The sequence below is a fragment of the Pseudarthrobacter sp. NBSH8 genome (genome assembly GCF_014217545.1).
GTDB lineage: Bacteria > Actinomycetota > Actinomycetes > Actinomycetales > Micrococcaceae > Arthrobacter.
The window spans coordinates 3,395,215-3,417,469 of sequence record NZ_CP043178.1; the positions used below are offsets into that span (position 1 = coordinate 3,395,215).

Consider the following 22,255-nt stretch of genomic DNA (forward strand, 5'->3'; position numbering starts at 1 on the left):
CCGCCGCTGGTGCCAACAAAGCCTGTGTCATTCTGCGAGGCCCGCTTTCCTATTGGGCCATGGCGCGTTGAAGGACGCGCTCCAGCCGGGCTTCGTCGATCTTCCAGAAATCGCGCTGGATTCCATCCACCAAAACCACGGGAATTTCCTCCGCATACTGCTCACGCAGTTCCGGCAGTTCGTCCACCTGCTGTTCCGTCCACCCGAGTCCCAGCAACGCAGTAACGCGTCCGACGGCGTCGCGCGCGGCTGCGCACAGGTGACAGTCTGCTTTGGTGATGAGGACTACCTCGGGTTTTGCCATGCATTAACCGTAACGCCCTTCGCGGCAGAGGCACTGGCACTGAAATCCTGGCCGCTGACTATTGACTAGACTCGTGGACATGCCCGAGGAGAAATACGTCGCTGTGGTGACCCAGCCGGATGCGTTGATGCAGACCGGCGAAGCCGCCTTTTTCGACGTCGATAACACCCTCATGAAGGGCGCCAGCCTTTTCCACGTTGCCCGCAAGATGCACCAGCGCGGCGCCTTTACGCTGACGCAGGCTGCAGGGTTCGCGTGGAAGCAGTTTAAATTTGTGACGCGTGGCGAGAACATGGACGACGTCCACGCTGTCCGCGATTCTGCCCTCACCCTCGTTGCCGGCATCACGGTGGAAGACGTCAAGGCCTTGGGCGAAGAGGTCTACGACGAAATGATCGCGTCCAGGATCTGGCCCGGCGCCAAGGCACTGGCGCAGCAACACCTCCGCGTGGGCCGGCGGGTCTGGCTGGTCACCGGCACCCCCATTGAGGTCGCCACGGTCATTTCCACCAGGCTGGGCCTGACAGGAGCCTTGGGAACGGTTGGCGAGGTTTCCGACGGCATGTACACCGGCCGCCTGGTGGGCGACATCCTGCACGGTGCAGCGAAGGCTGTGGCCGTCCGGGAACTGGCAGACGCCGAAGGCCTGGACCTGAAGCGATGCTGGGCCTACAGCGACTCATACAACGACATCCCGCTGCTGACCCTGGTAGGGCACCCGGTAGCCATCAACCCTGATGCCAAGCTCCGCCGCCACGCACGGGACAACAACTGGCCGGTCTACGACTTCCGTTCCGGTCGACGCGCAGCCACCTTGGGCCTCAAGGCAGCAACGGCCGGTGGCGCCGTGTACGGGCTCTGGCGCGGATACTCCCGGATGCGCGGCCCCCGCATTTAGGAACCGGGCCGCCAGCTGCTGTGCCTCGCGTACGAGCGCATCGCTGCCGCTCACACGCAAAAAAATGCCCGCTGCCGGGAAGGCAACGGGCATTTTCACGCTTGTTGAAGTATCTCTACTTCTTATTACGGCGCTGGTGACGGGTCTTACGAAGCAACTTGCGGTGCTTCTTCTTGGCCATACGCTTGCGACGCTTCTTAATAACTGAACCCACGAAAGTTCCTCACAAACTAGATGCAGTACCTGTCTGATGGAAAAGGTCCGTGGACAGAGCTACAGAACTGAAACAACTGACAGATTCTTACAATGACGTAAAACGTTCCTTAACAGGGTACCGCTTCTTGGCGATGCCCACTGACCGCAGGTAATGCTCAGGCGGTTTCGGTGTGTCCGTCCACCACAGCACCCTTAAGGTACTGCTCGACGGCGTTTTCCGGCACCCGGTACGACCGGCCGAAACGCACCGCGGGCATTTCGCCTGAATGGACCAACCGGTAAACGGTCATCTTGGAGACGCGCATGACCTCGGCCACTTCGGCGACGGTCAGGAACTTCGCGTTCGAGAAGTTCTGTTCTGCGGACATTTCGCTATTCCTTTGCTGATGGATGACGACAGTAACCCCAGCTGTGTTTCATTTGCGGTGTGCCGATGCTGAGCCATCCACCAACCATGTGTTAGATACTCTAGAGGTTCATGGGGCTGTAGTGAAAGTCATCCGGGCAATCATTAAGCGGTCCGCCGCTTCCGGGCGGACGCCGCGAGCTGATCGAGGACCGAAACGGATACGTCCCAATCCATGCACGCGTCCGTGACGCTCTGGCCGTAGACCAGCTCCGCCCGGCCCGCAGCGTGCTCGGTGACATCCAGGTTCTGGGCACCGCCCACCAGGAAGCTCTCCAGCATGACGCCCGCGATGGCCTGTGCCGCCTGGCCGCCGTCCTCCAGCTGCGCACCGATTTCCAATGCCACTTCCGCCTGCCGGTGGTGGCTCTTGCCGCTGTTGGCGTGGCTGGCGTCCACGATCAGCCGGGGGTTGAGCCCCTTCCCGGCGAGCTTGGCGGAGGCGCTTTCGACGTCGGCCGCTGAGTAGTTGGGTCCCTTACGTCCGCCGCGGAGGATGACGTGGGTGTCCGGGTTCCCGGCGGTGGCCACCAGCGCGGCCCGGCCGTCACCATCGATCCCCAGGAATGCCTGGGCGGCAGCGGCGGCGCCGCACGCGTCGAGCGCGACCTGGAGGTCGCCGTCGGTCCCGTTCTTGAATCCGATGGGCATGGAGAGCCCGGAGGCCAGCTGGCGGTGGATCTGGCTTTCGGTGGTGCGGGCCCCGATGGCTCCCCAGGAGATCAGGTCCGCCATGTACTGGGGGCTGATCGGCTCCAGGAATTCGGTGGCGGTGGGCAGTCCCAGCGCGGTGACCTGCTGCAGGAACTCCCTGGCGGTCCGGAGCCCCGTGACCATGTCGTGGCTGCCGTCCAGGCGCGGATCGTTGATCAGGCCCTTCCAGCCCACCGTTGTGCGGGGCTTCTCGAAGTAGGTGCGCATCACGATCAGGAGGTCGTCACGGTGCTTTTCTGCCTGACTGACCAGCCGGCGGGCGTATTCCAGTCCAGCCTTGGGGTCGTGGATGGAGCAGGGGCCTACGATGACCAGCAGCCTGTCGTCCACACCGTCCATGATGGCCCGGACTTCGTCGCGGCCACGCTCGACGACGTCCGTCACCCGGGCGTCCATGGGCAGCTCGGCGATGAGCTCCTGGGGCGTGGGCAGCGGCGTGAATTCGCTGACACGCAGATTGGACGTGGATTTTGCGGGAGTGGCTGTCGCGGTGCTCATGTTCGGGTCCTGTTCCAGATAGGAAAGCGGGCCCAGATCAGAACCCGCCGGAGAAATGGCGAAGGGCAGAGAATGATCTCTGCCCTGTTGGCTCTGAAGGAAGATGGATGCGTGTCAGTTAGACGCGGGCTCCTCCAGAGCCAACGAAAAATACGCATACCAACGGTTTGTCATAGGCACACCATAACCGTGTGCTGCGACGGCCGCAAAATCGCGGCCGTCACGTTGCGCCAATTGGCAGCTACCGCCCCCAAATCCCTCTGGAAACGTCCATATCTGCCAGCTCGCACGGCGTCAGCCCAGGAGCCTGCGGAGGTACTGCAGCTGCCTGATCCAGTGGTGCTCCTGGCCGCCCTCGTGGTTGTTGAACCGGTAGACCTCGATCTGCTTTTGCGCCGAGGATAGTGCCGCGGAGTCGCTGGCGTAGGCATTGAAGCTGGCGAACACCGTGGACGGCGGGCACACATCGTCCATCTGCGCCACCGAGTACAGGGCAGGCACGGTAGCTGCCCTGGCCAGGTTAACGCCGTCAAAATAGTTCAGGACCGCGAGCATCGGCTCATACCGGTCCCGGTGTCTGCCCAGGAAAGCCGCAATTTCCGGATAGGGGCCGCGGGCCGCGATATCGATGGACCTGGGAAAGTCCTGCAAAAAGGGGACGTCGGGCAGCGCGGCGATGACGCCGTCGAGCCTTCCCGCCACCAGCCCGGCAACCGCCACCGCGATGCCGCCGCCCTGGCTGACGCCGGCCAGGACCACGCGCGACGAATCCACCTCCGGGTGGGACTGCGCCGCTTCCACCGCACGGAACGCGTCCACGTACACGCGGCGGTAGTAGTAGTCCTCGCGGCTGCCTGCACCCCTGGTCATGAGGCCCGCGTAGGCCACTTCGCCTGCTGACGGGTGCGGATCCGCCGTCTCGCCGAGGATGCCGCCGTAGCCCTGGCCTCGGGTGTCCATGATGAAATGCGCATAGCCGGCCTGCGCCCATTTGGTGTCCTGATTGACCAGGCCGCGGCCGCCCGAGTAGCCGATGTACTGCACAACGACGGGCAGCGGAGTTCCGGCGCTACGGTTCGCCGGGAGGTGCAGCCAGCCCTTGATCGGCGAGCCGCCGTAGCCATTGAACGTGACGTCGAACGTGTCGATGACCGCCAAATGGTTCTCCACCAGCTCGAATGTTGCGTTGAGCGGGAACGTCCGGGCCTCGTCGAGCGTGGCGTCCCAGAAGTCCTGCAGGTCCGCGGGCGGAGTGACCTTCGAGGTGTAGCCGCGGAGCTGGTCAAGGGGAAGGTCGAAGAGGGGCATGCTGCCGTCCGGTCCTGTCTCGTCGGGTTGCTATCGGAGATCCTACGTCACACAATACGTCCGGAGTTCCGCCGTTGACGCGAAAGGACACGCGCGTCCTGCCTCCGCGGGCGAGCGGTTACAGGCGGGTGCTGCTATGGACCGTGGTCCGGAAGTCGCCGCGGCAAGCGAGAAAGCGTTTTCTCAGTGCCGCTACATGATTTCTACCAATAGACGCGCGGTCCCGTCAACCCTCGTCCTCTCTGAGAGAAAGCGCTTTCTGTATGTAAGGCCCTGTTTCTGCGGCGGCGCAGCCAACACTCTGCGCGCCGAACGAATGGAAATCGGTTTCCCGGGGCGTTGTATGCTGTCCCACGGGCGCCGGTACTCACGGGACCGGGACTTACGAAAGGCAGGGCCATGGCCAGGAAATCGGCAACCGGAAGGATCGGCATTGCAGATGTTGCTGTGAAGGCAGGGGTATCACACGCCACTGTTTCCCGCGTCATGAACGGCAACTTCACCGTGGACCCGGACATCGCGGCACGGGTACGGGCGGCCGCCGTCGAGCTCAAATACCAGCCCAATCCCGTGGGGCGAAGCCTCGCGCTGGGAAAGACGGACACCATCGGCATTGTGGTGCCGGACCTCGCCAACCCCACCTTCCAGGCGATCCTGCGCGGATTGAGCCGGGCTGCGGCGGAGGATGGCTACCGCGTCCTGATTGCCGATTCCTTCGAGGTCTCCAGCGAGGAAGCCATCCTGGCCGGCGAGGCCCGCCGGCGCTGCGACGGTCTGGTGCTCTGCGCCCCGCGCATGAGCGACGCCGAGCTCGAGGAAATCGCACCATCGCTGCACCCGCTGGTCCTGATCAACCGGAGGACGGCGGCTGCCGGAATTCCGAGCCTCGTGGTGGACTACGGGCAGGGAGTCCAGGACCTGGCCGAGTACCTGGTGGGCCTCGGCCATACGCGTCTGGCCTTCCTGGCCGGCCCGGCAGGCAGCGCCTCCAATGGCCTCCGGCTCGAGGGCCTCGAAGCGTTCAAGACCAGGCACCCGCAGGTGGATGTCACCATGCTCGACGGCGGCTCGGACTTCGATACCGGCCACGGGGCAGTGGACTCGGTCCTTGCCAGCGGCGCCACGGGTATCCTGGCCTTCAACGACCTCGTGGCCATGGGCCTGATGAGCGGCCTGCACGAACGCGGCGTGGACGTTCCGGGCGACATCTCCGTCACCGGCTTCGACGACATCCCGTTCGCCCGCTACACCACGCCCACCCTGACCACTGCGGCAGTCCCCATTGCCGAGCTCGGCGGCCAGGCCTGGCGTGAATTGCGGGCACTCATCCGCAAGGAAGACCACGACGCCCCGGGCGGCCGGTACCAGCCGCGCCTGGAAATCCGGGCCAGCAGTGGCCCGGCCAAGGCGCGCCGTACTGCAGCCCACGGCTGACCCGCACTATTCCTCCGCCGCGGGCCCAAACCCGCCCTCGCGGTAGTAGCCCTCGATGTGGGCAGCCACCAGCGTGGCCGCGCGCGCGCCGTCGTCGTTCCTGATGGCGGCCAGAATGTCACGGTGCTCCGCCTGCAGGCGCGACGCCGTGGCATCCCAGTCCGGGAGATTGGCCGTAAACCGGGCGGTGTACCCCTGGATGGATTCGCGCAGCGAGCCCATCATCGCGCTGACCACGGCATTGCCGGCGGCGTCCGCGAGGGCCAGATGGAACCGGATATCCAGCGCCAGGAAGTCATCCGCCGTCCGGGCAACACGTTCGACGGCGTCCATCTCGCCCAGGAGCGTGGCGGCCAGTTCGAGCTCCGGAGCATCGGGCTTTGCCCGGGCAGCCGCCCAGGTCTCCAGCAGGATGCGCGTTTCCACGATGTCGGACACGGGCAGACGCTGGGTGGCAACGTGAAGCCGAAGCGCCGAGCCGAGCGCTGCCGTCGGATCCGAAATCACCACAGTCCCTGCTTCCGGGCCGGAGCCAACCCCGGCGCGGACCACCCCCATGGCTTCCAGTATCCGGATGGCCTCTCGTACCGAGGTTCTTGACACGGCCAGCTGCTCGGCGAGTGCCCGCTCCGCAGGCAGGCGTCCGCCCACGCTCAGCTGCCCGTCGGAGAGCTGCTGTTCGATCCACGTCAGGACAAGTTGGTGCGTACGCATGGCACCATCCTAGTTGATGTGGTTGGACCACATGGCTTAGAGTGTGGTTAGACCACAGCTCCAACCCTGCGCCAGGCCCACCAACGGAGGCAGCCATGACCCACACCATCCAGCCGAACAATCCCGAGGTCACGCCAGCCCCGGATGCCACGGACGTCCCGGCGTTCACCGCCAGCGCGCCGAAGCCGGCCGCCGCCGCAGTCCCGGCCGCGCTTAAGCGCCGGATCCCCAAGTATTCGGACCTGGCCCCGCTGATGCAGTTCAAGAAGCCCGAATTCAGTAAGGAAGCCCGGCTGAAGCGGGCCAGCACCATCTGGGACCTTCGCGACATGGCCAAGCGCCGCACGCCGCAGGCCCCGTTCGACTACACCGACGGCGCCGCCGAAGGCGAGATCACCCTGCGCCGCGCCCGCGAGGCCTTCCTGGACATCGAGTTCCGGCCCGGCATCCTGCGCAACGTCTCCAGCATCGACCTCAGCACCGACATCCTGGACAAGCCTTCCCGGCTCCCCGTGGGCATCGCCCCCACCGGCTTCACGCGCATGATGCAGTCCGAGGGTGAGTACGCCGGATCGCAGGCTGCGGAAGCCGCCGGCATTCCATACACCCTCTCCACCATGGGCACTGCCTCCATCGAGGACGTTGCAGCCGCCGCCCCGAACGGCCGCAACTGGTTCCAGTTGTACCTGTGGACGGACCGCGACCGGTCGCTGGAGCTGATCGAGCGCGCGGCCAAGGCCGGCAACGACACCCTGATGGTCACAGTGGACACCGCCGTCGCCGGCGCCCGCCTCCGCGACGTCCGCAACGGCATGACCATCCCGCCGGCACTGACCGTCAAGACCGTCCTCGATGCGTCCTACCGCCCGGCCTGGTGGTTCAACTTCCTCACGCACGAGCCGCTGACCTTCGCCTCGCTGTCCCGCTACACCGGAACCGTGGCCGACCTCATCAACTCGATGTTCGACCCCACGCTGACGTTCGAGGACCTGGACTGGCTGCGTGAAACCTGGAAGGGCAAGCTCGTGGTCAAGGGCATCCAGACCGTGGACGACGCCCGCAAGGTGGTAGCCCATGGCGCCGACGGGGTGGTGCTCTCCAACCACGGCGGCCGCCAACTGGACCGCGCACCCATCCCGTTCCATCTGCTGCCGGGCGTCAAGGAAGCCTTCACCAAGGACAACTCGGACGCGGCCATCATGCTGGACACGGGCATCATGAGCGGCGCGGACATCATCGCGGCCCTGGCCCTGGGCGCCGACTTCACGCTGATCGGCCGCGCCTACCTGTATGGCCTCATGGCCGGCGGCCGGGCGGGCGTGGACCGCACCCTGCAGATCCTCGAGAAGGACATGGCCCGCACCATGGCGCTGCTCGGTGTCAGCAAAATCTCCGAGCTGACCCCGGACCACGTTCGCCTGCTCACCAAGTAGCGGCCCCGCCCGCCCCCGAGTTTTTGTCCAGATAATGGCACCAAAAGTCGATATTCCGGCCATTATCTGGACAAAAACTCAGAGTATTGGGGTTACTTTTTGCGGCCGAACTTGGGGAGGTTCGGGAGGTTGGCCAGCAGGTCCGCGGCCTTTGTGGCGGCACGGCCCACAGTGCGGCCGATCTGCTGCGGCACCGTGTCGTCGCTGAGCGGGGCAACGGTGCCGCCCGGAATCACGACGGCGGGGCTCAACTCGGCGCCCGGACGCTCCAGGACGGCGGCGATGGCGGCGTTATCCGGCAGTGCAGTAGCCACGGTTTGCCCGGTGCCGGCTTCCGCCGCAGCACGGGGTGACTTGGCGACGGCGGCCGCCGGGCCGACGTCGAACGTCTCCAGCCAGCTGACGATCCCCTCAAGCGGCTTGGGGTTCAGCGCGTAATAGCGCTTCTGGCCCTGCGCCCGCATGCTGACCAGCTGGGCCTCGCGGAGGACTTTCAGGTGCTTGGAAATGGTGGGCTGGCTCGCGGACAGTTCTTCCACCAGCTCGCCCACTGCCTTGTCCCCGGCGCGCAGGGAAACCAAAATGTCACGCCGGGTTGCTTCCGCAATGACGGCAAATACGTCGTCTGTCACCATGACTCCCACCCTAGCGACATATACGCCGTCAGGCATCAACTATTTCGCCCGTGACCGGCCCTCGTGGGGTGAAGAAGGATCAGTCGAACCAGGGATCCAGGCCGTGCAGCGGGAAAACGGCTTTGCGGGTGGCCATGACGGTGCGGTCCACAGCATCGTTGGGGTCAAAGCCCACTTCCCAGGACCGCCACCAAAGGTCCACGTCGTCACCCATCAGGCCCGGGGCGTCTCTGCCGAACTTGTCCGCAACATAGGCTCGCCAATCCTCCGGCACCGGGGTCCGGAGCGGAACGGGACGCCCGGCAGCGATGGCGATCAGGTGGCTCCAGGACCGCGGCACAACGTCGGTGACGCTGTATCCGCCGCCGCCAGTGGCGATCCAGCGGCCCTCGCAGTGCCGGGCAGCGAGATTCCCGACGGCGGTGGCCACCTCACGCTGGCCGTCCACGCTGATGTTCAGGTGGGCCAGCGGGTCAAGGCGGTGCGAATCGCAGCCGTGCTGGCTGACGATGACTTCCGGCTGGAACGCGCCCACGAGCTGGGGCACCACCGCGTGGAAGGCCCGCAGCCAGCCGGCATCGCCGGTGCCGGACGGCAGGGCGACGTTGACGGCGCTGCCTTCAGCCCCGGGACCGCCGATTTCGTTGGCGTAGCCGGTCCCGGGGAAAAGTGTGAGTCCGCTCTCATGCAGGGAAATGGTCAAGACCCGGGGGTCGTCCCAGAAGATGCTTTCCGTCCCGTCGCCGTGGTGCGCATCGACGTCGATGTACGCCACGCGGCGGATGCCGCCGTCGAGCAGTCTCCGGACGGCAAGGGCGGAGTCGTTGTAGATGCAGAAGCCGCTGGCGCGGTCACGGGCAGCGTGGTGCATACCTCCGCCGAAGTTCACGGCGTGGAGCGCGGACCCGTCCAGGATGGCGGACGCAGCGGCCAGCGATCCACCGGCAAGCCTTGCAGCGGCGTCGTGCATACCGGCGAAGACTGGATCGTCGTCGGTGCCCAGTCCGCGGGCTTCATCCGGCGAGGTCGGGTCGTCACTGACCCGGCGGACAGCAGCCACAAACTCAGGCGAGTGTACGGTTTCCAGTTCGGCATCGGACGCAACCTCCGGGGCCTCCACGGACACATGTGCAAAGTCCAGCAGGCCGAGGCTGCTTGCAAGCCTCGCCGTCAGGTCCAGCCGCGCGGGAGCCATCGGGTGGCCCGGGCCGAAATTGTAGGCCGTCATGGCGGAATTCCACACCACCATTGTCGGCGGCGCGGGCTGGCTGAGACCGGGCAGGAATGTCATCAATGACAGGCTACCGGAGGCCGCACCCGGCCCCGGCCCGGCCATAACGCGGGCATTAGTGGTTTACTACTGGAGGAAACAGTTTCAACCGAGGAAAAGCCCCCCATGACGCAACGCCAGTCGAGGCCCCGGAACCCGGCCAGCTGGCACCCGGCCGCACCGGGGCGCGAAGGCCTATGGATCTTCACCCGCATACGCGACTTCGTTGACGATATTGCCAACACGTCGCCCGCACGGCTTGCCTTGAGCGCCTTCGGGACGGTCTGCCTGGTCTTCACTTTCCTCCTGTCGCTGCCCATCTCCTCCGCCACCGGTCTGGCCACTCCGATCCACCAGGCACTGTTCACGGCGGTGTCCGCCGTCTGCGTGACCGGCCTGACGGTTGTTTCGACGGCGGTGCACTGGTCATTTTTCGGCCAGCTGGTCATCCTGATCGGCATCTTTGTCGGCGGACTGGGAACGCTGACGCTCGCCTCCCTGCTGGCCCTCATGGTGAGCAAGAAGCTTGGCGTCCGCGGCAAACTCATTGCGCAGGAGGCCATGAACAACGCCGGCCGGCTCGGTGAAGTGGGTACGCTGCTGCGAATCGTCATCACCACGTCCGTGGTGATCGAAGGTGTCCTGGCGCTTGCCCTGGTCCCCCGGTTCCTGACCCTCGGCGAGCCGTTCTGGCAGTCCGTGTGGCACGGCGTCTTTTACGCCATTTCTTCGTTCAACAACGCCGGCTTCACCCCGCATTCAGACGGCATCGTGCCGTATGAGACCGATCTCTGGATCCTCATCCCGCTGATGCTCGGCGTGTTCCTCGGCAGCCTGGGTTTTCCCGTTGTTATGGTCCTGCAGCAGAACGGGCTCAACTGGAAGAAATGGAACCTGCACACCAAGCTGACCATCCAGGTGTCCTTCATCCTGCTGGCCGCCGGCGCGGTGCTTTGGGGGCTGATGGAGTGGGACAACGTGCGGACCATTGCCCGCATGGACCTCGGGGACAAGATCACGCACTCGCTTTTTGCGTCCGTCATGACCAGGTCTGGTGGGTTCAACCTGGTGGAGCAGAACCATATGGAGTCCACCACCATGCTCCTGACGGACGCGCTCATGTTCGCCGGCGGCGGCTCGGCCTCCACAGCGGGCGGCATCAAGGTCACCACAATCGCCGTGATGTTCCTGGCCATCGTGGCCGAGGCCCGCGGCGACGCGGACGTCAAGGTTTACGGCCGGACCATCCCGCAGGGCACCATGCGGGTGGCCATCTCAGTGATCGTCGCCGGCGCAACCTTGGTTTCGGTTTCCGCCCTCATTCTCCTGCACATCAGCAACGCGCCCTTGGACCGGGTCCTGTTCGAGACGATCTCAGCCTTCGCAACCTGCGGCCTCAGCACGAACCTGAGTGCAGAGCTGCCACCGTCGGGCGTTTATGTCCTCACCGCCCTGATGTTCGCGGGCCGCGTCGGCACCGTCACCCTTGCCGCTGGGCTGGCACTGCGCCAACGCAGCCAGCTGTTCCACTACCCGGAAGAGAGGCCCATCATTGGCTAATTCCTCAGGCGCCCCCAACCGCCCCGCCCACAACGCGCCGGTCCTGGTGATCGGGCTCGGCCGCTTCGGCTCCTCCACCGCCGAGCAGCTTGTGAAACAGGGGCGTGAGGTGCTGGCGATCGAACGCGACCGGAACCTGGTCCAGAAATGGGCGCCACTCCTCACCCACGTGGTGGAGGCTGACGCCACCAACATCGATGCGCTGCGCCAACTCGGCGCCCAGGAGTTCAGCTCCGCAGTTTGTGGCGTGGGCACCTCGATCGAGTCCTCCGTGCTGATCACCGTAAACCTGGTGGATCTCGGCATCGAGCACCTCTGGGTCAAGGCCATCACGCCATCACACGGCAAGATCCTCACCCGGATCGGCGCGAACCACGTAATCTACCCCGAGGCCGACGCCGGCGTCCGCGCCGCGCACCTGGTCTCCGGCCGCATGCTGGACTTCATCGAATTCGACGACGACTTCGCCATCGTGAAAATGTATCCGCCGCGCGAGACCGTGGGCTTCACGCTGGATGAGTCCAAGGTGCGCTCCAAGTACGGCGTGACGATCGTGGGCGTGAAGTCGCCCGGTGAGGACTTCACCTACGCCCGCCCTGAAACCAAGGTGTCCGCCCGCGACATGCTGATCGTGTCCGGTCACGTGGACCTGCTGGAACGGTTCGCCGCGCGGCCGTAAGTAGAGCCCAAACTCCCGAGGCGGTGGGGATTAGCCGAGCTGCCTGGTGATCTCTGCGGAGCGGTCCGCTGCGGCGCGGGCGCCGGCGGCGATGATGGACGGAATGCCGCGGTCGTCGAAAGTGGCGATGGCCCGTTCGGTGGTGCCGTTGGGGCTGGTCACTCCCCTGCGCAGGGCCGAAGGGTCGGCGCCGGGCTCAGCCAGCATAAAGCCCGCGCCTGCGACTGTCTCCCGGGCCAGGAGCAGCGACAGCTCGGGATCCAGACCCAGTTCGACGCCGGCAGCGGCCATGGCTTCGGCAAGGTAGAACGCGTAGGCGGGACCCGAGCCGCTGATGGCTGACACCGCATCCACCTGCTCCTCCGGCACCTCCACCACGGTGCCTGAGGCCCGCAGGATGTCCTTGACGGTCTGGAGCTGTTCCGGCGTGCAGTTGGTACCGGGTGAAACGGAGACGACGCCGCGGCCCAGTTTCGCAGGGGTGTTCGGCATGGTCCGGATCACCGGTTGTCCGGGAGGCAGTGCCGCTTCGAGCTGCGCCAGCGATACGGCTGCGGCGACGCTGACAACTACGGCTTTCGGGGACAGGGAGCCGCTGATTTCGCGGGCCAGGTCGACGATGCCCACCGGCTTTACACCAAGGATTACGACGGCGGATCCCTTGGCGGCGTCCTTGTTATTGTCCGGTTCCTCTTCGCCAGCGACAGCGGTAATGCCGTGGTGGCGCAGCGCCAGCTCCTCGGCCCGTTCGGCACGCCTGACTGTAGCTATGACGTCGGCGGGGTTGGTCCCGGCGGCCAGAAGGCCCGAGAGGATGGCTTCGTTCATGGATCCACAGCCCAGAAAGGCGATTCGGTTACTCATGGCTCCATCATTGCAGTTCGGCTGGGTGGCTGCAGAAATGGAACGAATCGGACAACGCGGGAACCCGCCGACACTGGTTCACAGCGGACTCCCATGTTCGCTGCAGCTTGCACACAACTTCGCCGCCTAACGTAGTTATTACCTCATTGAGGGTGCGAGTGATGCGGCAAGCATGGGGATGTTTGCCCGAGGCGCCGGTGGTTTGCAGCAGGTTTTCCCCCATTTTCCTGCTGCGGACGCCGGCGCTTTCGCGTTACCGCTGTTTTCAGGCGGGGGTGGCCTCGATCGCCTGACGCGCCGGGGCGGGCTCCACGATGTGCGGGGCCGGATCCAGCGGACCGGCAAAGACCAGCTGGTCGAGCCGGCGCAGGATCAGCCCTTCACGCAGCGCCCAGGGGCAGATTCTGATCTTTTTGAACTTGAACATTTCCAGGGCGGCTTCGGCCACCAGGGCCCCGGCGAGGAGCTGGTGCGCGCGGGCCTCGGACACCCCCGGCAGAAAGAGCCGGTCCTCGGCCTTCATGGCTGAAATGCGCTGCGCCCAGACGCCCAGATCCGTCGCGTTGAGTGTGCGCTTCACGTAGGGGCCTGCGGCGCTGGGGGCGGCCCCTGCGACCCTGGCGAGCGACCTGAAGGTCTTAGAGGTGCCGGCCACAACATTGGCGCGTCCCAGGCCGTCGAACTGCTTCACCGCGGGGGCCAGTGTGGCCCGGATATAACGGCGCAGCTCCTTGACACTCTTGGCGGAGGGCGGGTCCTCGGCCAGCCAGTCGCGGGTCAGGCGGCTGGCGCCCAGCGGGACGGAGGTGGCCACTTCGGGCAGTTCGTCCTGGCCGAAGGCCATTTCGAAGGAGCCGCCGCCGATGTCCAGGTTCAGGATGGGCCCGGCGCCCCAGCCGTACCAGCGGCGGACGGCGAAGAACGTCATGGAGGCTTCTTCGCTGCCCGTCAGTTCCTGCAGGGTGACAGTGGTTTCGTCCTTGACCCGGGCCAGCACCGCGGCGCCGTTGGCGGCTTCGCGGATGGCGGACGTACAGAACGCCAGCAGGTCGTCCGCTTTGTGCCTGGCCGCAAACTCCCAGGCTTCAAGGACAAATTCGGTCAGCTCGTGCTGGCCGGCGTCCGTGATATTACCGCCGGCATCCAGGTACTGGACCAGGGACAACGGCCGCTTGTGCGACGCGAAAGGCACCGGACGCGCGCCAGGGTGGGCATCCACCAGGAGAAGGTGGACAGTGTTTGACCCGATATCGAGGACGCCTAGCCGCATCCTGCCATTATTCCCCCGCCCGGGCCCTCACTCACAACCTGCGCAGAAGATGTCAGTTTGCGGAGGCGTCCTCTGGTGCACCATCCGGGAGTTCATCGGCGCGCTTGAAGTCGCGCTTGATGTTGGCGACGCCCTCCGGGTTGATCTCGAAGCCGTAGGCAGCTCCGGGGTTGATCACCATGCCCAGTTCCTCGCCGATGTTGGCGATAATGGCCGCACCCTGGGTCCCCAGGACGTTCGGGGCAGCCTCAAGGTACTGCTCATCAACCCTGCTGGGGTGCGAGAACACCGCAAGGACGGGCTCGCCGTCGGCGTTCGCCAATACCAGCGGCTCCACCTGGGAATCCTCCCCCTCGATCCCGTCGGTGCTGATGACGAAGACCTCGCTGTTGAGGAAGGACAGGATGACATCCACCGGGCTGCCCTCGGGCTGGCCGCCCTGGGCGAGCTTCTCTTCGAGGTCATTGAGCGGCGTGAGATCGGCTGTGCCGGGCTGTTCAGTCATGTATCTACTCGACCACGTTGGAGAGCCCGGCGCAATTCCGCCCACACTTACTTCTTGGCTGGAGCCTTCTTCTTGGCCGGGGCCTTGCGGGCCGTGGTGGTGCGTTTGACCGGCCCCTTGGCCCTCTTCTCGGCGAGGAGTTCAACGGCTTGTTCCCGGGTCAGTTCCTCCAGGGACGTGGACCGCGGGACGGTGATGTTGGTGACGCCGTCCGTGATGTAAGGGCCGAAGCGGCCTTCCTTCACCACGATGTTCTTCTCGGAAACGGGGTCCGGTCCGAACTCGGCCAGCGGGGCTACCGCGGCACGGGCGCCGCGCTGCTTGGGCTGGGAGTAGATTTCCAGCGCCTGCTCCAGTGTGATGGTGAAGATTTCCTCTTCGGTGCCGATGGAGCGGGAGTCCGTGCCCTTCTTCAGGTACGGGCCGAAGCGGCCGTTCTGCACCGTGATGAGGTTGCCTTCGGCGTCCTCGCCCAGGGCGCGGGGCAGGCTCATCAGCTGCATCGCTTCATCCAGAGTGACGGAGTCCACCGTCATGGACGCAAACAGCGAACCGGTGCGCGGCTTAGCCTTAACAGGCTTCTTCGGCGGCTTCGGCTTGCCGTTTTTGTAATACTCCACGGGCTGGTTGGCCAGCTGTTCCTCGGTCATCTCCGGGATGACTTCGGTGACGTAGGCGCCGTAGCGGCCGTTCTTCGCCACCACGGTGTGCCCGGTGTGCGGGTCAGCACCGAGGACGCGTTCTTCCGGCGCAGCCGTCTCCATCAGTTCGATGGCCTTGGCCGCGGTGAGCTCGTCCGGTGCCAGGTCCTCCGGGACGTTGGCTCGGGAGTTTTCCACGATTTCGCCGGTCTTCGGATCAACCGTGGCGGCGGAGCTTTCCAGGTACGGACCGAACTTGCCCACCCGCAACGTGATCTCGTCCGTGATGGGAATGGAGTTGATTTCCCGGGCGTCAATATCGCCCAGGTTGTTCACGATGCTCAGCAGCCCCGGATCTGCGTCTTCACCAAAGTAGAAGTGCTTGAGCCACGCGGACCCCACAGCCTGGCCGTTGGCGATCTTGTCCAGGTCGCCTTCCATGTCCGCCGTGAATTCGTAGTCCACGTAGTCGGTGAAGTGCTGCTCCAGCAGGCGGATCACCGAGAACGCGATCCAGCTGGGCACCAGCGCGGAGCCCTGCTTCCGGACGTAGCCGCGGTCCTGGATGGTGGAGATGGTGGAGGCGTAGGTCGACGGGCGGCCGATGCCCTTCTTTTCCAGCTCGGCGGTCAGCGACGCTTCGGTGAAGCGCGGCGGCGGCGAGGTCTCGTGGCCCACAGCCAGAATGTCCGACGCCGTGAGGGCATCGTCCTTGGCCACGTTCGGCAACCGTCGGGCTTCGTCGGAGTCGTCGTCCCCGCGGCTTTCGTCCTTACCTTCTTCGTAGGCGGCCAGGAAGCCGGGGAAGGTGATGACGGTGCCGGAGGCGGAGAACTCAGCGTCCCGGCCGTCGGTTGCAACGGCTCCAAGGCGGATGGTCGCCGTCGAGCCCTTGGCGTCACCCATCTGGGAGGCGACGGTGCGCTTCCAGATCAGCTCGTACAGGCGGAACTCGTCGCCGGAGAGCTGCTTGGCAACCTGCGCCGGCGTGCGGAACGAGTCACCGGCGGGGCGGATGGCCTCGTGGGCTTCCTGCGCGTTCGCGGCCTTGCTGGTGTAGACGCGGGGCGACGCCGGGATGTACTCCGGGCCGTACAGTTCGGACGCCTGGCGGCGGGCGGCCGTGACGGCTTCGTCGCTCAGCGCCGAGGAGTCGGTACGCATATAGGTGATGTAGCCGTTTTCGTACAGCCGCTGGGCCACCTGCATTGTGCTCTTGGAGGTGAAGCGCAGCTTGCGGCCGGCCTCCTGCTGCAGCGTGGAGGTGGTGAACGGCGCTGCGGGACGGCGGGTGTACGGCTTGGTGTCCACGGACCGGACGCGGAAGTCCGCATCCTGGAGTCCTGCAGCCAGCGACGTGGCCAGTTCCTCGTTGAGGTGCGCCGCGTTGCGCGAAGTGAGGACGCCGTCGTCGTTAAAGTCCCGGCCCGAAGCCACCTTGGCGCCGTCAACGGAGGCGAGCTTCGCCTTGAACGAAGCGGAACCGGCACCAAACTGGCCCGTGAGGTCCCAGTAGGAAGCAGCCTTGAAAGCCATGCGTTCGCGTTCACGGTCCACCACCATGCGGGTGACCACGGACTGCACGCGGCCGGCGGACAGGCCGCGGGCCACCTTGCGCCACAGCACGGGGGAAATCTCGTACCCGTAGAGGCGGTCCAGGACACGGCGGGTTTCCTGCGCGTCCACCAGTGCCGTATCAACATCGCGCAGGTTGCCCATGGCGCGCTGGATGGCTTCCTTGGTGATTTCGCCGAACGTCATCCGGTAGACGGGCACCTTGGGCTTGAGCACTTCCAGCAGGTGCCACGCGATGGCCTCGCCCTCGCGGTCCCCATCGGTTGCGAGATAGAGGGCGTCGGCATCTTTCAGCGCGGCCTTCAGTTCGGTGACCTTTTTCCGCTTGTCCGCGGACACCACGTAATAGGGTTTGAAGTCGTTTTCGATATCGACGGCGAACTTGCCCACCGAGGTTTTCTTCAGTTCTGCGGGAAGCTCGGACGGCTGCGGCAGGTCGCGGATGTGACCAACGGAGGCCTCTACGATGAAGCCCTCGCCGAGGTACTTGGCGATGGTCTTGCTCTTGGCCGGAGACTCCACAATCACGAGTTTCTTGCCTGTTTTGGCCTTGCTTGGCACGGTGCTCCTACAGAAAAGGGTTGCGTGGGCAGATGAGCCCATATTGGCCTAGTTCACCATATTTTGGACAATCGTGCGCATTCATGTGGAAAACCCGGCGACTCATCCGGCACGTCAAGGACCCCGTTTTGGGGTGTTCCGGACGCCGCCAAACCGCTATGCGGCTGGCTCGGCGGGAACCAGGAAACCGTCGCTGACCAGGTTCGCGGCGTCGTCGAGCAGCCTGGTCCGGAACGCCTCGCCGTCGAACCCGTCCTCTCCGGCGAGGCTCACGCCGAGCAGCGCCGCTAGGGCCCCGATGATTTGGCCGACGGAGAGGTCGCCGTCGCAGGCGGAGACCAATCCGGCGAGTTCGGTGCTGAGCAGATTGGTCCGGCGCAGGCCGGCACCCTGGCGCAGCAGGATCACGCCCGGGTGCTCGGCGCCGGGACGCTGATGGCGTTCCTCCGTGACGTCGTCCGCCACGAGCAGATGCGCGTCCGCCAGGCTGTTGGCGGCCAGCCAGCCGGAACGCTCGACTGCGGCGCCCAAGTGGGGCCCGATGGGCTGCTCAATGGGGTACGTAATTTCCTCGAACCGGCTGATGGCGGGGGCGCCGGATTCCGCCGGCGGCCGGCGCAGCCAGATCATGCCGAAGCCGATCCCCGCCACGTTCCGGGACGCGAAGTCAGCCAGGTACGCGGCATAGGCGTCCCGGTAATGCTTGCGGTCGCGGGATTCTGATGCGTCCTGCAGCCACGTTTCGGCGTACTGTTCCGGGCCCACCTGCTCGCGCTGGATGAACCAGGCGTCCGCATCCGGACCGATCCAGCTCTTGGGCCGCTCGTGCCACTCGGCCCCGACGGGAATTTCCCAGTTGCCCAGCAGTTGCGCGGTGCCGCCGGGGGCCAGGGCGCCGGGCAATGCCGCCACGAGCGAGGCCACGATGTCGTCGCCCGGCAGCCCGCCGTCGCGGTAGGTGAACTGCCCTGACGCGTGTTCGCCTACCGTCCGCGGCGTGATGACGAACGGCGGGTTGGACACCACAAGCTCGAATTCCTCACCGGCGACGGGCTGCAGGAGCGACCCCAGCCGAAGGCTGACCCGGTCCGCCAGGTGTTGCGGGTCCACGTGCAGGGCCTCGGCGTTCAGGAGCAGGTTGAACCGGGTGAAGGCCAGAGCCCGCTCCGAGATGTCCGTCGCGGTGACGTGCTCGGCATGGTGCAGGAGGTGGAAGGACTGGATGCCGCAGCCCGTGCCGAGATCCAGGGCCTTGGCGACGTGGCGCCGGACGGTGGTCTGCACCAGCGTGGTGGATGCCTGCCCGATCCCGAGCACGTGATCGTGCCGCAGCACGCCGTCCTGCTGGTGCGCGGCGAGGTCACTGGCCACCCACAGCTCGGCGCCGCCGCTGCCGTCCTCATTGGAATCCCAGCCGTACGGCCGCAGATCCGCTTTTGCCTGCAGCAGATCCGGCGCCGACTGAACGGCGCCGGGCAGATCAGAGCCGGGCACGGGCTCAAGCAGCCCCAGCTCGATCAGGCCGTCGGACCGGATTCCCGGCAGGGCGGCGTCGAGCGTTTCCCGCGTTTGCGGTTCCGCCAGGAGCCAGAGACGTACAACGGCGGCGAGCGCCGACGTCGTATTCTCATCGTTCGCAGGCCCACCCTTCGCCGCATCATTCTGGAGGGCGCTTTCGGTGGCCAGCAGAGCCGGGATGATCTGGTCCCGGTTCAGCGCGCGGTAGGCGGACTCGCCCAGGAGCCCGGCCACGCCGTCGAGCGTGTAGTCCACCCGGCGCAGGTCCGCGGCGAGCGCCGTCAGCAGTTCGGGGAGGTCGCTGCGCGGGGCATCGGGGGTGTTGCCGGCCAGGAATAGCGTGGAATCAGTCACCGCCCAAGTCTATTGGCGGGCAGGCTTCCCCCTGACGGGCTACAGGTTCTCCGCCGCGTAGATCTTCAGGGCATCCCGGACGAAGCCGGCACCCTCCGCCCCGCCGTAGTTCTTCCACGCCGCCTTTTCGTCGGTGCTCATGCCGCGCCAGCCTGTCCTGTTCCTGCTTGAGCCATGCCAAATGCCCGGTGAGGGCGTTGGCCGCGTCCGTTTCGTCGTCGAGCACCTGGCTGATGACCGGCAGGCCCAGCCCCAGGCCGCGAAGGAGCAGGATGCGCTGGAGCTGCACCGGTGCCGCCTGGTTGTAGTAGCGGTAGCCGTTGTGGCCGGTGCGGCCGGGCTTGAGCAGCCCGATGCCGTCATAGTGGCGCAGCGTCCTGCTGGTAGTCCCTGCGATCCGGGCAATGTCCTGGATGGACCAGTCCATATGTTCCTCCTTCCCGGTCTGTTGGCGGGGTAGGTCCGGGGTTGTGCTCCGGCTGATGGTTCAACGATAAATGTTGACGTAGCGTCAAGATCAAGGGCCTGAATCACGGAGCGCAGGTGTGGCCGGGTAAGTTGGAAGCATGGTTCTGTTTCCTTCCTCCCTGCCGCGCGCCCTCTCCGCCGTGGCGGCAGCAGCTGTCCTCCTGGGCGTCTCCGGCTGCGCGCAGCAGCTTTCGGTGGAGAACGCCGATGTGCCTGCCTGGAAGGCCACGGCGATGCCATCGGCCAGCGGCATTGTTGCCCAGGACTCTGGCAGGATTCTCAACGCCCAGCCCATTGACCATACGGAGACTGTGCCGGCAGGCAAGTACACGCTGACACTTGTCTGCGAAGGCGGCGGCAAGGCCTTCCTCGCAGTGCGGTCCGGCGGCAAAGCGCTCGCCGACCTCGGAGCGGCCTGCTACGGCACGCCGGAGTCCCGCAAAATCACTCTGCCGGAATCCGGTCCATTGGAGCTCAGTGCCTCCAGTGTTGACGCGCCGGTGATCTACGCCTACCAACTGGTAACCGCGGGGTAGTAGCCGGCCGCTCCCGCACGACCGGCCTTCCTGTCACCTACTCGAGGCTCTGGATTGGCGTCCGTGCCGGGCATAGAGTCGGAGTATGCCCGCATCGCAGGGGGCGCCGCCGCCCCGCAGGGCGGTACTTCGTCCGGGCACTTGCCCGTCCCGGTCAGTCCCGGCGCGCACCCGGATAAGGACCGCCGTCGTATTCTGGACGGCGGGCGCCTTGGTGGCCGGATCTGCGCTCACCGGATGTGAATACACGTACGACGAAGGATGGCGGCCCGCCGAGAACGCCCCGGCCGCGACGGCAGTGACCGAGCCGGGGCCACGCACTGAACTGTGGCGGAACGATCCCGTCAGCGAGGCCGAAATGGAGGGCTGGCTGACTGAGTCCCAGGTGGGGACCGGGCTGCAGGTGGCGCACAGGGAATTCGGCCTGTTGCGGGCCGAAGAAATCCGGACCGGCGCCACAGCGCCCCTCCCGGCCGGAACCTACGTCCTGGTGCTGGTGTGCCGGAGCCAACGGCGCGTCGACTTCGAAGTCCGCCATGACGAATTCACCATGGTGGACCTCAGCCTGCGCTGCGGATCCCGGCACGATAGCGTGATCTACCTGTCCACGGAAACGGTGCTGCATTTCCAGGTCGAAGCGCAGTCCGCCGCCAATTTCGCCTACCGGCTGTCCCGGCTGTGAACTTTTCTGCCTGCCGGATCCAGGCCGGCCGGACCCTTCGGCCACGCGCGTTTCAGGCCGCGCAGCCTTCGGGGCAGCGAAGCGTCTCCGGGCTGGCGGCACACTCGGCGCAGTACAGCGTCAGAGTGCGGCAGCTCGGGTTGGAGCAGTTCTCGAACTTGTTGGTGGGCGAGGCGCAGCGGACACACGCACCGATCGTTTTGGCATCCTCGCTGAATTCCAGGTGCATGCGCTTGTCGAATACGTAGAGCGAGCCTTCCCAGAGGCCCTGGTCCTTGAACGTTTCGCCGTAGCGGACGATGCCGCCGTCTAGCTGGTACACCTGCTTGAAACCGCGGTTCACCATCAGGCTGGAGAGCACCTCGCAGCGGATGCCGCCGGTGCAGTAGGTGACAACGGGTTTGTCCTTGAGGGCGTCGTACTTGCCGGAGTCGAGCTCCTTGATGAAATCGTGCGTGGTGGCCACGTCGGGGACGACCGCGTCCTTGAACTTGCCGATCTGGGCTTCGAAGGCATTGCGGCCGTCGAAAAACACGACGTCCTCGCCGGCCTGTTTCGTGGCCTCCACCAGTTCGTGCAGTTCCTCGGGCTTGAGATGGGTGCCGCCGCCCACCACGCCGTGCTCATCCACCTTGAGTTCGCCGGGCGCGCCGAAGGAGACGATCTCGTCCCGGACCTTAACGCTCAGCCGCGGGAAGTCCTCCGCGCCGCCGTCGGACCATTTCACGTCGATGCCGTGGAAGCCCTTGTATTCGCGGGTGGTCTTGACGTACTGCTTGACCGCGCCGATCTCGCCGCCCACCGTGGCGTTGATGCCGTCCTTGGAAATGAGGATGCGTCCGGTCAGCCCGAGTTTTTCGCACAGGGCACGCTGCCAGAGCCGCACCGCGTCCGGATCTGCGATGGGGGTAAAGCCGTAAAAGAGCACAATTCGGTTCAAAGCCACGTATTTAAGGGTACTGGGTTACCGGGCACCGGGCCCGCCTGGCGGCCGGGGCTAAGGTTGGCCCGCTGCGATGGCGTCGTCGCGCCTGTTCAGGGCGCCGCCCACCGTGGCCACCAGTGCTGCACCACAGACCGGCAGGGGCACCGCCAAGGTGTTCCTGTATGGATCCTTCGCGGCGTTCATGCCGTCAGTCTTGTCCGGTCACGATTGCATAAGCAAGTCGCATCGGGGCACCCTACCCCTGTTGCTTGTGTCGGGGCTGGAAT

Annotated in this window: 22 protein-coding genes and 1 pseudogene; 7 read left to right on the forward strand and 16 right to left on the reverse strand. The window is 65.6% G+C overall.

The window, feature by feature from the left end:
* Positions 1–49: 49 nt before the first annotated feature.
* Positions 50–304, reverse strand: a complete 255-nt coding sequence (locus tag FYJ92_RS15705; RefSeq protein ID WP_185261528.1) for a glutaredoxin family protein — start codon at positions 302–304, stop codon at positions 50–52.
* 79 nt (positions 305–383) lie between these two features.
* Between FYJ92_RS15705 and FYJ92_RS15710 the strand changes: the two genes are divergently transcribed.
* The gene (locus FYJ92_RS15710; RefSeq protein ID WP_185261529.1) at positions 384–1,202 is read left to right on the forward strand and encodes an HAD family phosphatase; all 819 of its coding nucleotides are present in this window, start codon (positions 384–386) and stop codon (positions 1,200–1,202) included.
* Between the two features lie 115 nt (positions 1,203–1,317).
* Here FYJ92_RS15710 and FYJ92_RS15715 read toward each other — a convergent pair whose 3' ends face one another.
* The 4 genes from FYJ92_RS15715 to FYJ92_RS15730 all read right to left on the reverse strand — a co-directional run bounded on the left by FYJ92_RS15715 (position 1,318) and on the right by FYJ92_RS15730 (position 4,344).
* Entirely contained in the window at positions 1,318–1,416 is a 99-nt protein-coding gene (locus FYJ92_RS15715; RefSeq protein WP_003792170.1) for a 30S ribosomal protein bS22, read from the reverse strand.
* 157 nt (positions 1,417–1,573) lie between these two features.
* On the reverse strand, positions 1,574–1,786 hold the full coding sequence (locus FYJ92_RS15720; protein WP_043452394.1) for a helix-turn-helix domain-containing protein: 213 nt from the start codon (positions 1,784–1,786) through the stop codon (positions 1,574–1,576).
* A gap of 143 nt (positions 1,787–1,929) precedes the next feature.
* Positions 1,930–3,036 carry a 3-deoxy-7-phosphoheptulonate synthase gene (locus FYJ92_RS15725; protein ID WP_185261530.1) on the reverse strand — a complete coding sequence of 369 codons (1,107 nt, stop codon included), beginning with the start codon at positions 3,034–3,036 and terminating at the stop codon, positions 1,930–1,932.
* A 294-nt stretch (positions 3,037–3,330) separates the two neighbouring features.
* The gene (locus FYJ92_RS15730; RefSeq protein ID WP_185261531.1) at positions 3,331–4,344 is read right to left on the reverse strand and encodes an acetylxylan esterase; all 1,014 of its coding nucleotides are present in this window, start codon (positions 4,342–4,344) and stop codon (positions 3,331–3,333) included.
* Between the two features lie 399 nt (positions 4,345–4,743).
* On the opposite strand from FYJ92_RS15730, the gene FYJ92_RS15735 reads away from it, so the two are divergent.
* A complete protein-coding gene (locus tag FYJ92_RS15735) occupies positions 4,744–5,778 on the forward strand; it encodes a LacI family DNA-binding transcriptional regulator (protein WP_185261532.1) in 1,035 nt (344 codons plus the stop codon).
* Positions 5,779–5,784: 6 nt separating this feature from the next.
* Here FYJ92_RS15735 and FYJ92_RS15740 read toward each other — a convergent pair whose 3' ends face one another.
* Positions 5,785–6,492, reverse strand: coding sequence for a FadR/GntR family transcriptional regulator (locus tag FYJ92_RS15740; RefSeq protein WP_185261533.1), 708 nt, complete (start codon positions 6,490–6,492; stop codon positions 5,785–5,787).
* 95 nt (positions 6,493–6,587) lie between these two features.
* Here FYJ92_RS15740 and FYJ92_RS15745 point away from each other — a divergent pair, with 95 nt between their 5' ends.
* Positions 6,588–7,925: an alpha-hydroxy acid oxidase gene (locus tag FYJ92_RS15745; RefSeq protein ID WP_304632647.1), complete on the forward strand. Its 1,338-nt coding sequence runs from the start codon at positions 6,588–6,590 to the stop codon at positions 7,923–7,925.
* Positions 7,926–8,017: 92 nt separating this feature from the next.
* On the opposite strand, the gene FYJ92_RS15750 is transcribed toward FYJ92_RS15745, so the two are convergent.
* Together FYJ92_RS15750 and FYJ92_RS15755 are read right to left on the reverse strand one after the other, a co-directional pair.
* Entirely contained in the window at positions 8,018–8,560 is a 543-nt protein-coding gene (locus tag FYJ92_RS15750; RefSeq protein WP_185261534.1) for a helix-turn-helix transcriptional regulator, read from the reverse strand.
* Between the two features lie 79 nt (positions 8,561–8,639).
* Entirely contained in the window at positions 8,640–9,851 is a 1,212-nt protein-coding gene (locus tag FYJ92_RS15755; RefSeq protein WP_185261535.1) for an acetoin utilization protein AcuC, read from the reverse strand.
* A gap of 105 nt (positions 9,852–9,956) precedes the next feature.
* Here FYJ92_RS15755 and FYJ92_RS15760 point away from each other — a divergent pair, with 105 nt between their 5' ends.
* Both FYJ92_RS15760 and FYJ92_RS15765 read left to right on the forward strand, forming a co-directional pair.
* Positions 9,957–11,390, forward strand: coding sequence for a TrkH family potassium uptake protein (locus FYJ92_RS15760; RefSeq protein ID WP_185261536.1), 1,434 nt, complete (start codon positions 9,957–9,959; stop codon positions 11,388–11,390).
* Positions 11,383–12,069 (forward strand): TrkA family potassium uptake protein, encoded by a 687-nt coding sequence (locus tag FYJ92_RS15765; protein WP_058931335.1) that lies wholly within the window; start codon positions 11,383–11,385, stop codon positions 12,067–12,069. The genes FYJ92_RS15760 and FYJ92_RS15765 overlap by 8 nt, the downstream gene beginning before the upstream one ends.
* A gap of 30 nt (positions 12,070–12,099) precedes the next feature.
* Here FYJ92_RS15765 and proC read toward each other — a convergent pair whose 3' ends face one another.
* The 6 genes and pseudogenes from proC to FYJ92_RS15795 all read right to left on the reverse strand — a co-directional run.
* A complete protein-coding gene (gene proC / locus FYJ92_RS15770; RefSeq protein WP_185261537.1) occupies positions 12,100–12,933 on the reverse strand; it encodes a pyrroline-5-carboxylate reductase in 834 nt (277 codons plus the stop codon).
* Positions 12,934–13,198: 265 nt separating this feature from the next.
* Complete coding sequence (locus tag FYJ92_RS15775; protein ID WP_185261538.1) at positions 13,199–14,203, reverse strand: Ppx/GppA phosphatase family protein; 1,005 nt, start codon at positions 14,201–14,203, stop codon at positions 13,199–13,201.
* A 52-nt stretch (positions 14,204–14,255) separates the two neighbouring features.
* Positions 14,256–14,708, reverse strand: a complete 453-nt coding sequence (locus tag FYJ92_RS15780; RefSeq protein ID WP_185261539.1) for an SseB family protein — start codon at positions 14,706–14,708, stop codon at positions 14,256–14,258.
* Positions 14,709–14,755: 47 nt separating this feature from the next.
* The gene (gene topA, locus FYJ92_RS15785) at positions 14,756–17,485 is read right to left on the reverse strand and encodes a type I DNA topoisomerase (protein WP_185261540.1); all 2,730 of its coding nucleotides are present in this window, start codon (positions 17,483–17,485) and stop codon (positions 14,756–14,758) included.
* Positions 17,486–17,641: 156 nt separating this feature from the next.
* Positions 17,642–19,357: a methyltransferase gene (locus tag FYJ92_RS15790; RefSeq protein ID WP_185261541.1), complete on the reverse strand. Its 1,716-nt coding sequence runs from the start codon at positions 19,355–19,357 to the stop codon at positions 17,642–17,644.
* A 142-nt stretch (positions 19,358–19,499) separates the two neighbouring features.
* Positions 19,500–19,784, reverse strand: a pseudogene (locus FYJ92_RS15795) (MerR family transcriptional regulator); the annotation flags it as partial.
* Positions 19,785–19,923: 139 nt separating this feature from the next.
* On the opposite strand from FYJ92_RS15795, the gene FYJ92_RS15800 reads away from it, so the two are divergent.
* Entirely contained in the window at positions 19,924–20,361 is a 438-nt protein-coding gene (locus FYJ92_RS15800) for a hypothetical protein (RefSeq protein WP_185261543.1), read from the forward strand.
* Between the two features lie 85 nt (positions 20,362–20,446).
* A complete protein-coding gene (locus tag FYJ92_RS15805; RefSeq protein ID WP_255482154.1) occupies positions 20,447–21,043 on the forward strand; it encodes a hypothetical protein in 597 nt (198 codons plus the stop codon).
* A 52-nt stretch (positions 21,044–21,095) separates the two neighbouring features.
* Here FYJ92_RS15805 and FYJ92_RS15810 read toward each other — a convergent pair whose 3' ends face one another.
* Together FYJ92_RS15810 and FYJ92_RS19170 are read right to left on the reverse strand one after the other, a co-directional pair.
* Complete coding sequence (locus FYJ92_RS15810) at positions 21,096–21,989, reverse strand: rhodanese-related sulfurtransferase (protein WP_185261544.1); 894 nt, start codon at positions 21,987–21,989, stop codon at positions 21,096–21,098.
* Between the two features lie 51 nt (positions 21,990–22,040).
* Complete coding sequence (locus tag FYJ92_RS19170) at positions 22,041–22,172, reverse strand: hypothetical protein (RefSeq protein ID WP_255482155.1); 132 nt, start codon at positions 22,170–22,172, stop codon at positions 22,041–22,043.
* Positions 22,173–22,255 lie beyond the last annotated feature (83 nt).

What these genes read in the sequence shown, in the direction of transcription:
- FYJ92_RS15745 (WP_304632647.1), top strand. Translation starts at nt 6,588, where the DNA reads ATGACCCACACCATCCAGCCGAACAATCCCGAGGTCACGCCAGCCCCG.
- FYJ92_RS15805 (WP_255482154.1), top strand. Translation starts at nt 20,447, where the DNA reads ATGCCCGCATCGCAGGGGGCGCCGCCGCCCCGCAGGGCGGTACTTCGT.
- FYJ92_RS15780 (WP_185261539.1), bottom strand. Translation starts at nt 14,708, where the DNA reads ATGACTGAACAGCCCGGCACAGCCGATCTCACGCCGCTCAATGACCTC.
- FYJ92_RS15750 (WP_185261534.1), bottom strand. Translation starts at nt 8,560, where the DNA reads ATGGTGACAGACGACGTATTTGCCGTCATTGCGGAAGCAACCCGGCGT.
- FYJ92_RS19170 (WP_255482155.1), bottom strand. Translation starts at nt 22,172, where the DNA reads ATGAACGCCGCGAAGGATCCATACAGGAACACCTTGGCGGTGCCCCTG.
- FYJ92_RS15735 (WP_185261532.1), top strand. Translation starts at nt 4,744, where the DNA reads ATGGCCAGGAAATCGGCAACCGGAAGGATCGGCATTGCAGATGTTGCT.
- FYJ92_RS15720 (WP_043452394.1), bottom strand. Translation starts at nt 1,786, where the DNA reads ATGTCCGCAGAACAGAACTTCTCGAACGCGAAGTTCCTGACCGTCGCC.
- FYJ92_RS15740 (WP_185261533.1), bottom strand. Translation starts at nt 6,492, where the DNA reads ATGCGTACGCACCAACTTGTCCTGACGTGGATCGAACAGCAGCTCTCC.
- FYJ92_RS15710 (WP_185261529.1), top strand. Translation starts at nt 384, where the DNA reads ATGCCCGAGGAGAAATACGTCGCTGTGGTGACCCAGCCGGATGCGTTG.
- FYJ92_RS15775 (WP_185261538.1), bottom strand. Translation starts at nt 14,203, where the DNA reads ATGCGGCTAGGCGTCCTCGATATCGGGTCAAACACTGTCCACCTTCTC.
- FYJ92_RS15760 (WP_185261536.1), top strand. Translation starts at nt 9,957, where the DNA reads ATGACGCAACGCCAGTCGAGGCCCCGGAACCCGGCCAGCTGGCACCCG.
- FYJ92_RS15705 (WP_185261528.1), bottom strand. Translation starts at nt 304, where the DNA reads ATGGCAAAACCCGAGGTAGTCCTCATCACCAAAGCAGACTGTCACCTG.
- FYJ92_RS15755 (WP_185261535.1), bottom strand. Translation starts at nt 9,851, where the DNA reads ATGACATTCCTGCCCGGTCTCAGCCAGCCCGCGCCGCCGACAATGGTG.
- proC (WP_185261537.1), bottom strand. Translation starts at nt 12,933, where the DNA reads ATGAGTAACCGAATCGCCTTTCTGGGCTGTGGATCCATGAACGAAGCC.
- FYJ92_RS15725 (WP_185261530.1), bottom strand. Translation starts at nt 3,036, where the DNA reads ATGAGCACCGCGACAGCCACTCCCGCAAAATCCACGTCCAATCTGCGT.
- FYJ92_RS15730 (WP_185261531.1), bottom strand. Translation starts at nt 4,344, where the DNA reads ATGCCCCTCTTCGACCTTCCCCTTGACCAGCTCCGCGGCTACACCTCG.
- FYJ92_RS15800 (WP_185261543.1), top strand. Translation starts at nt 19,924, where the DNA reads ATGGTTCTGTTTCCTTCCTCCCTGCCGCGCGCCCTCTCCGCCGTGGCG.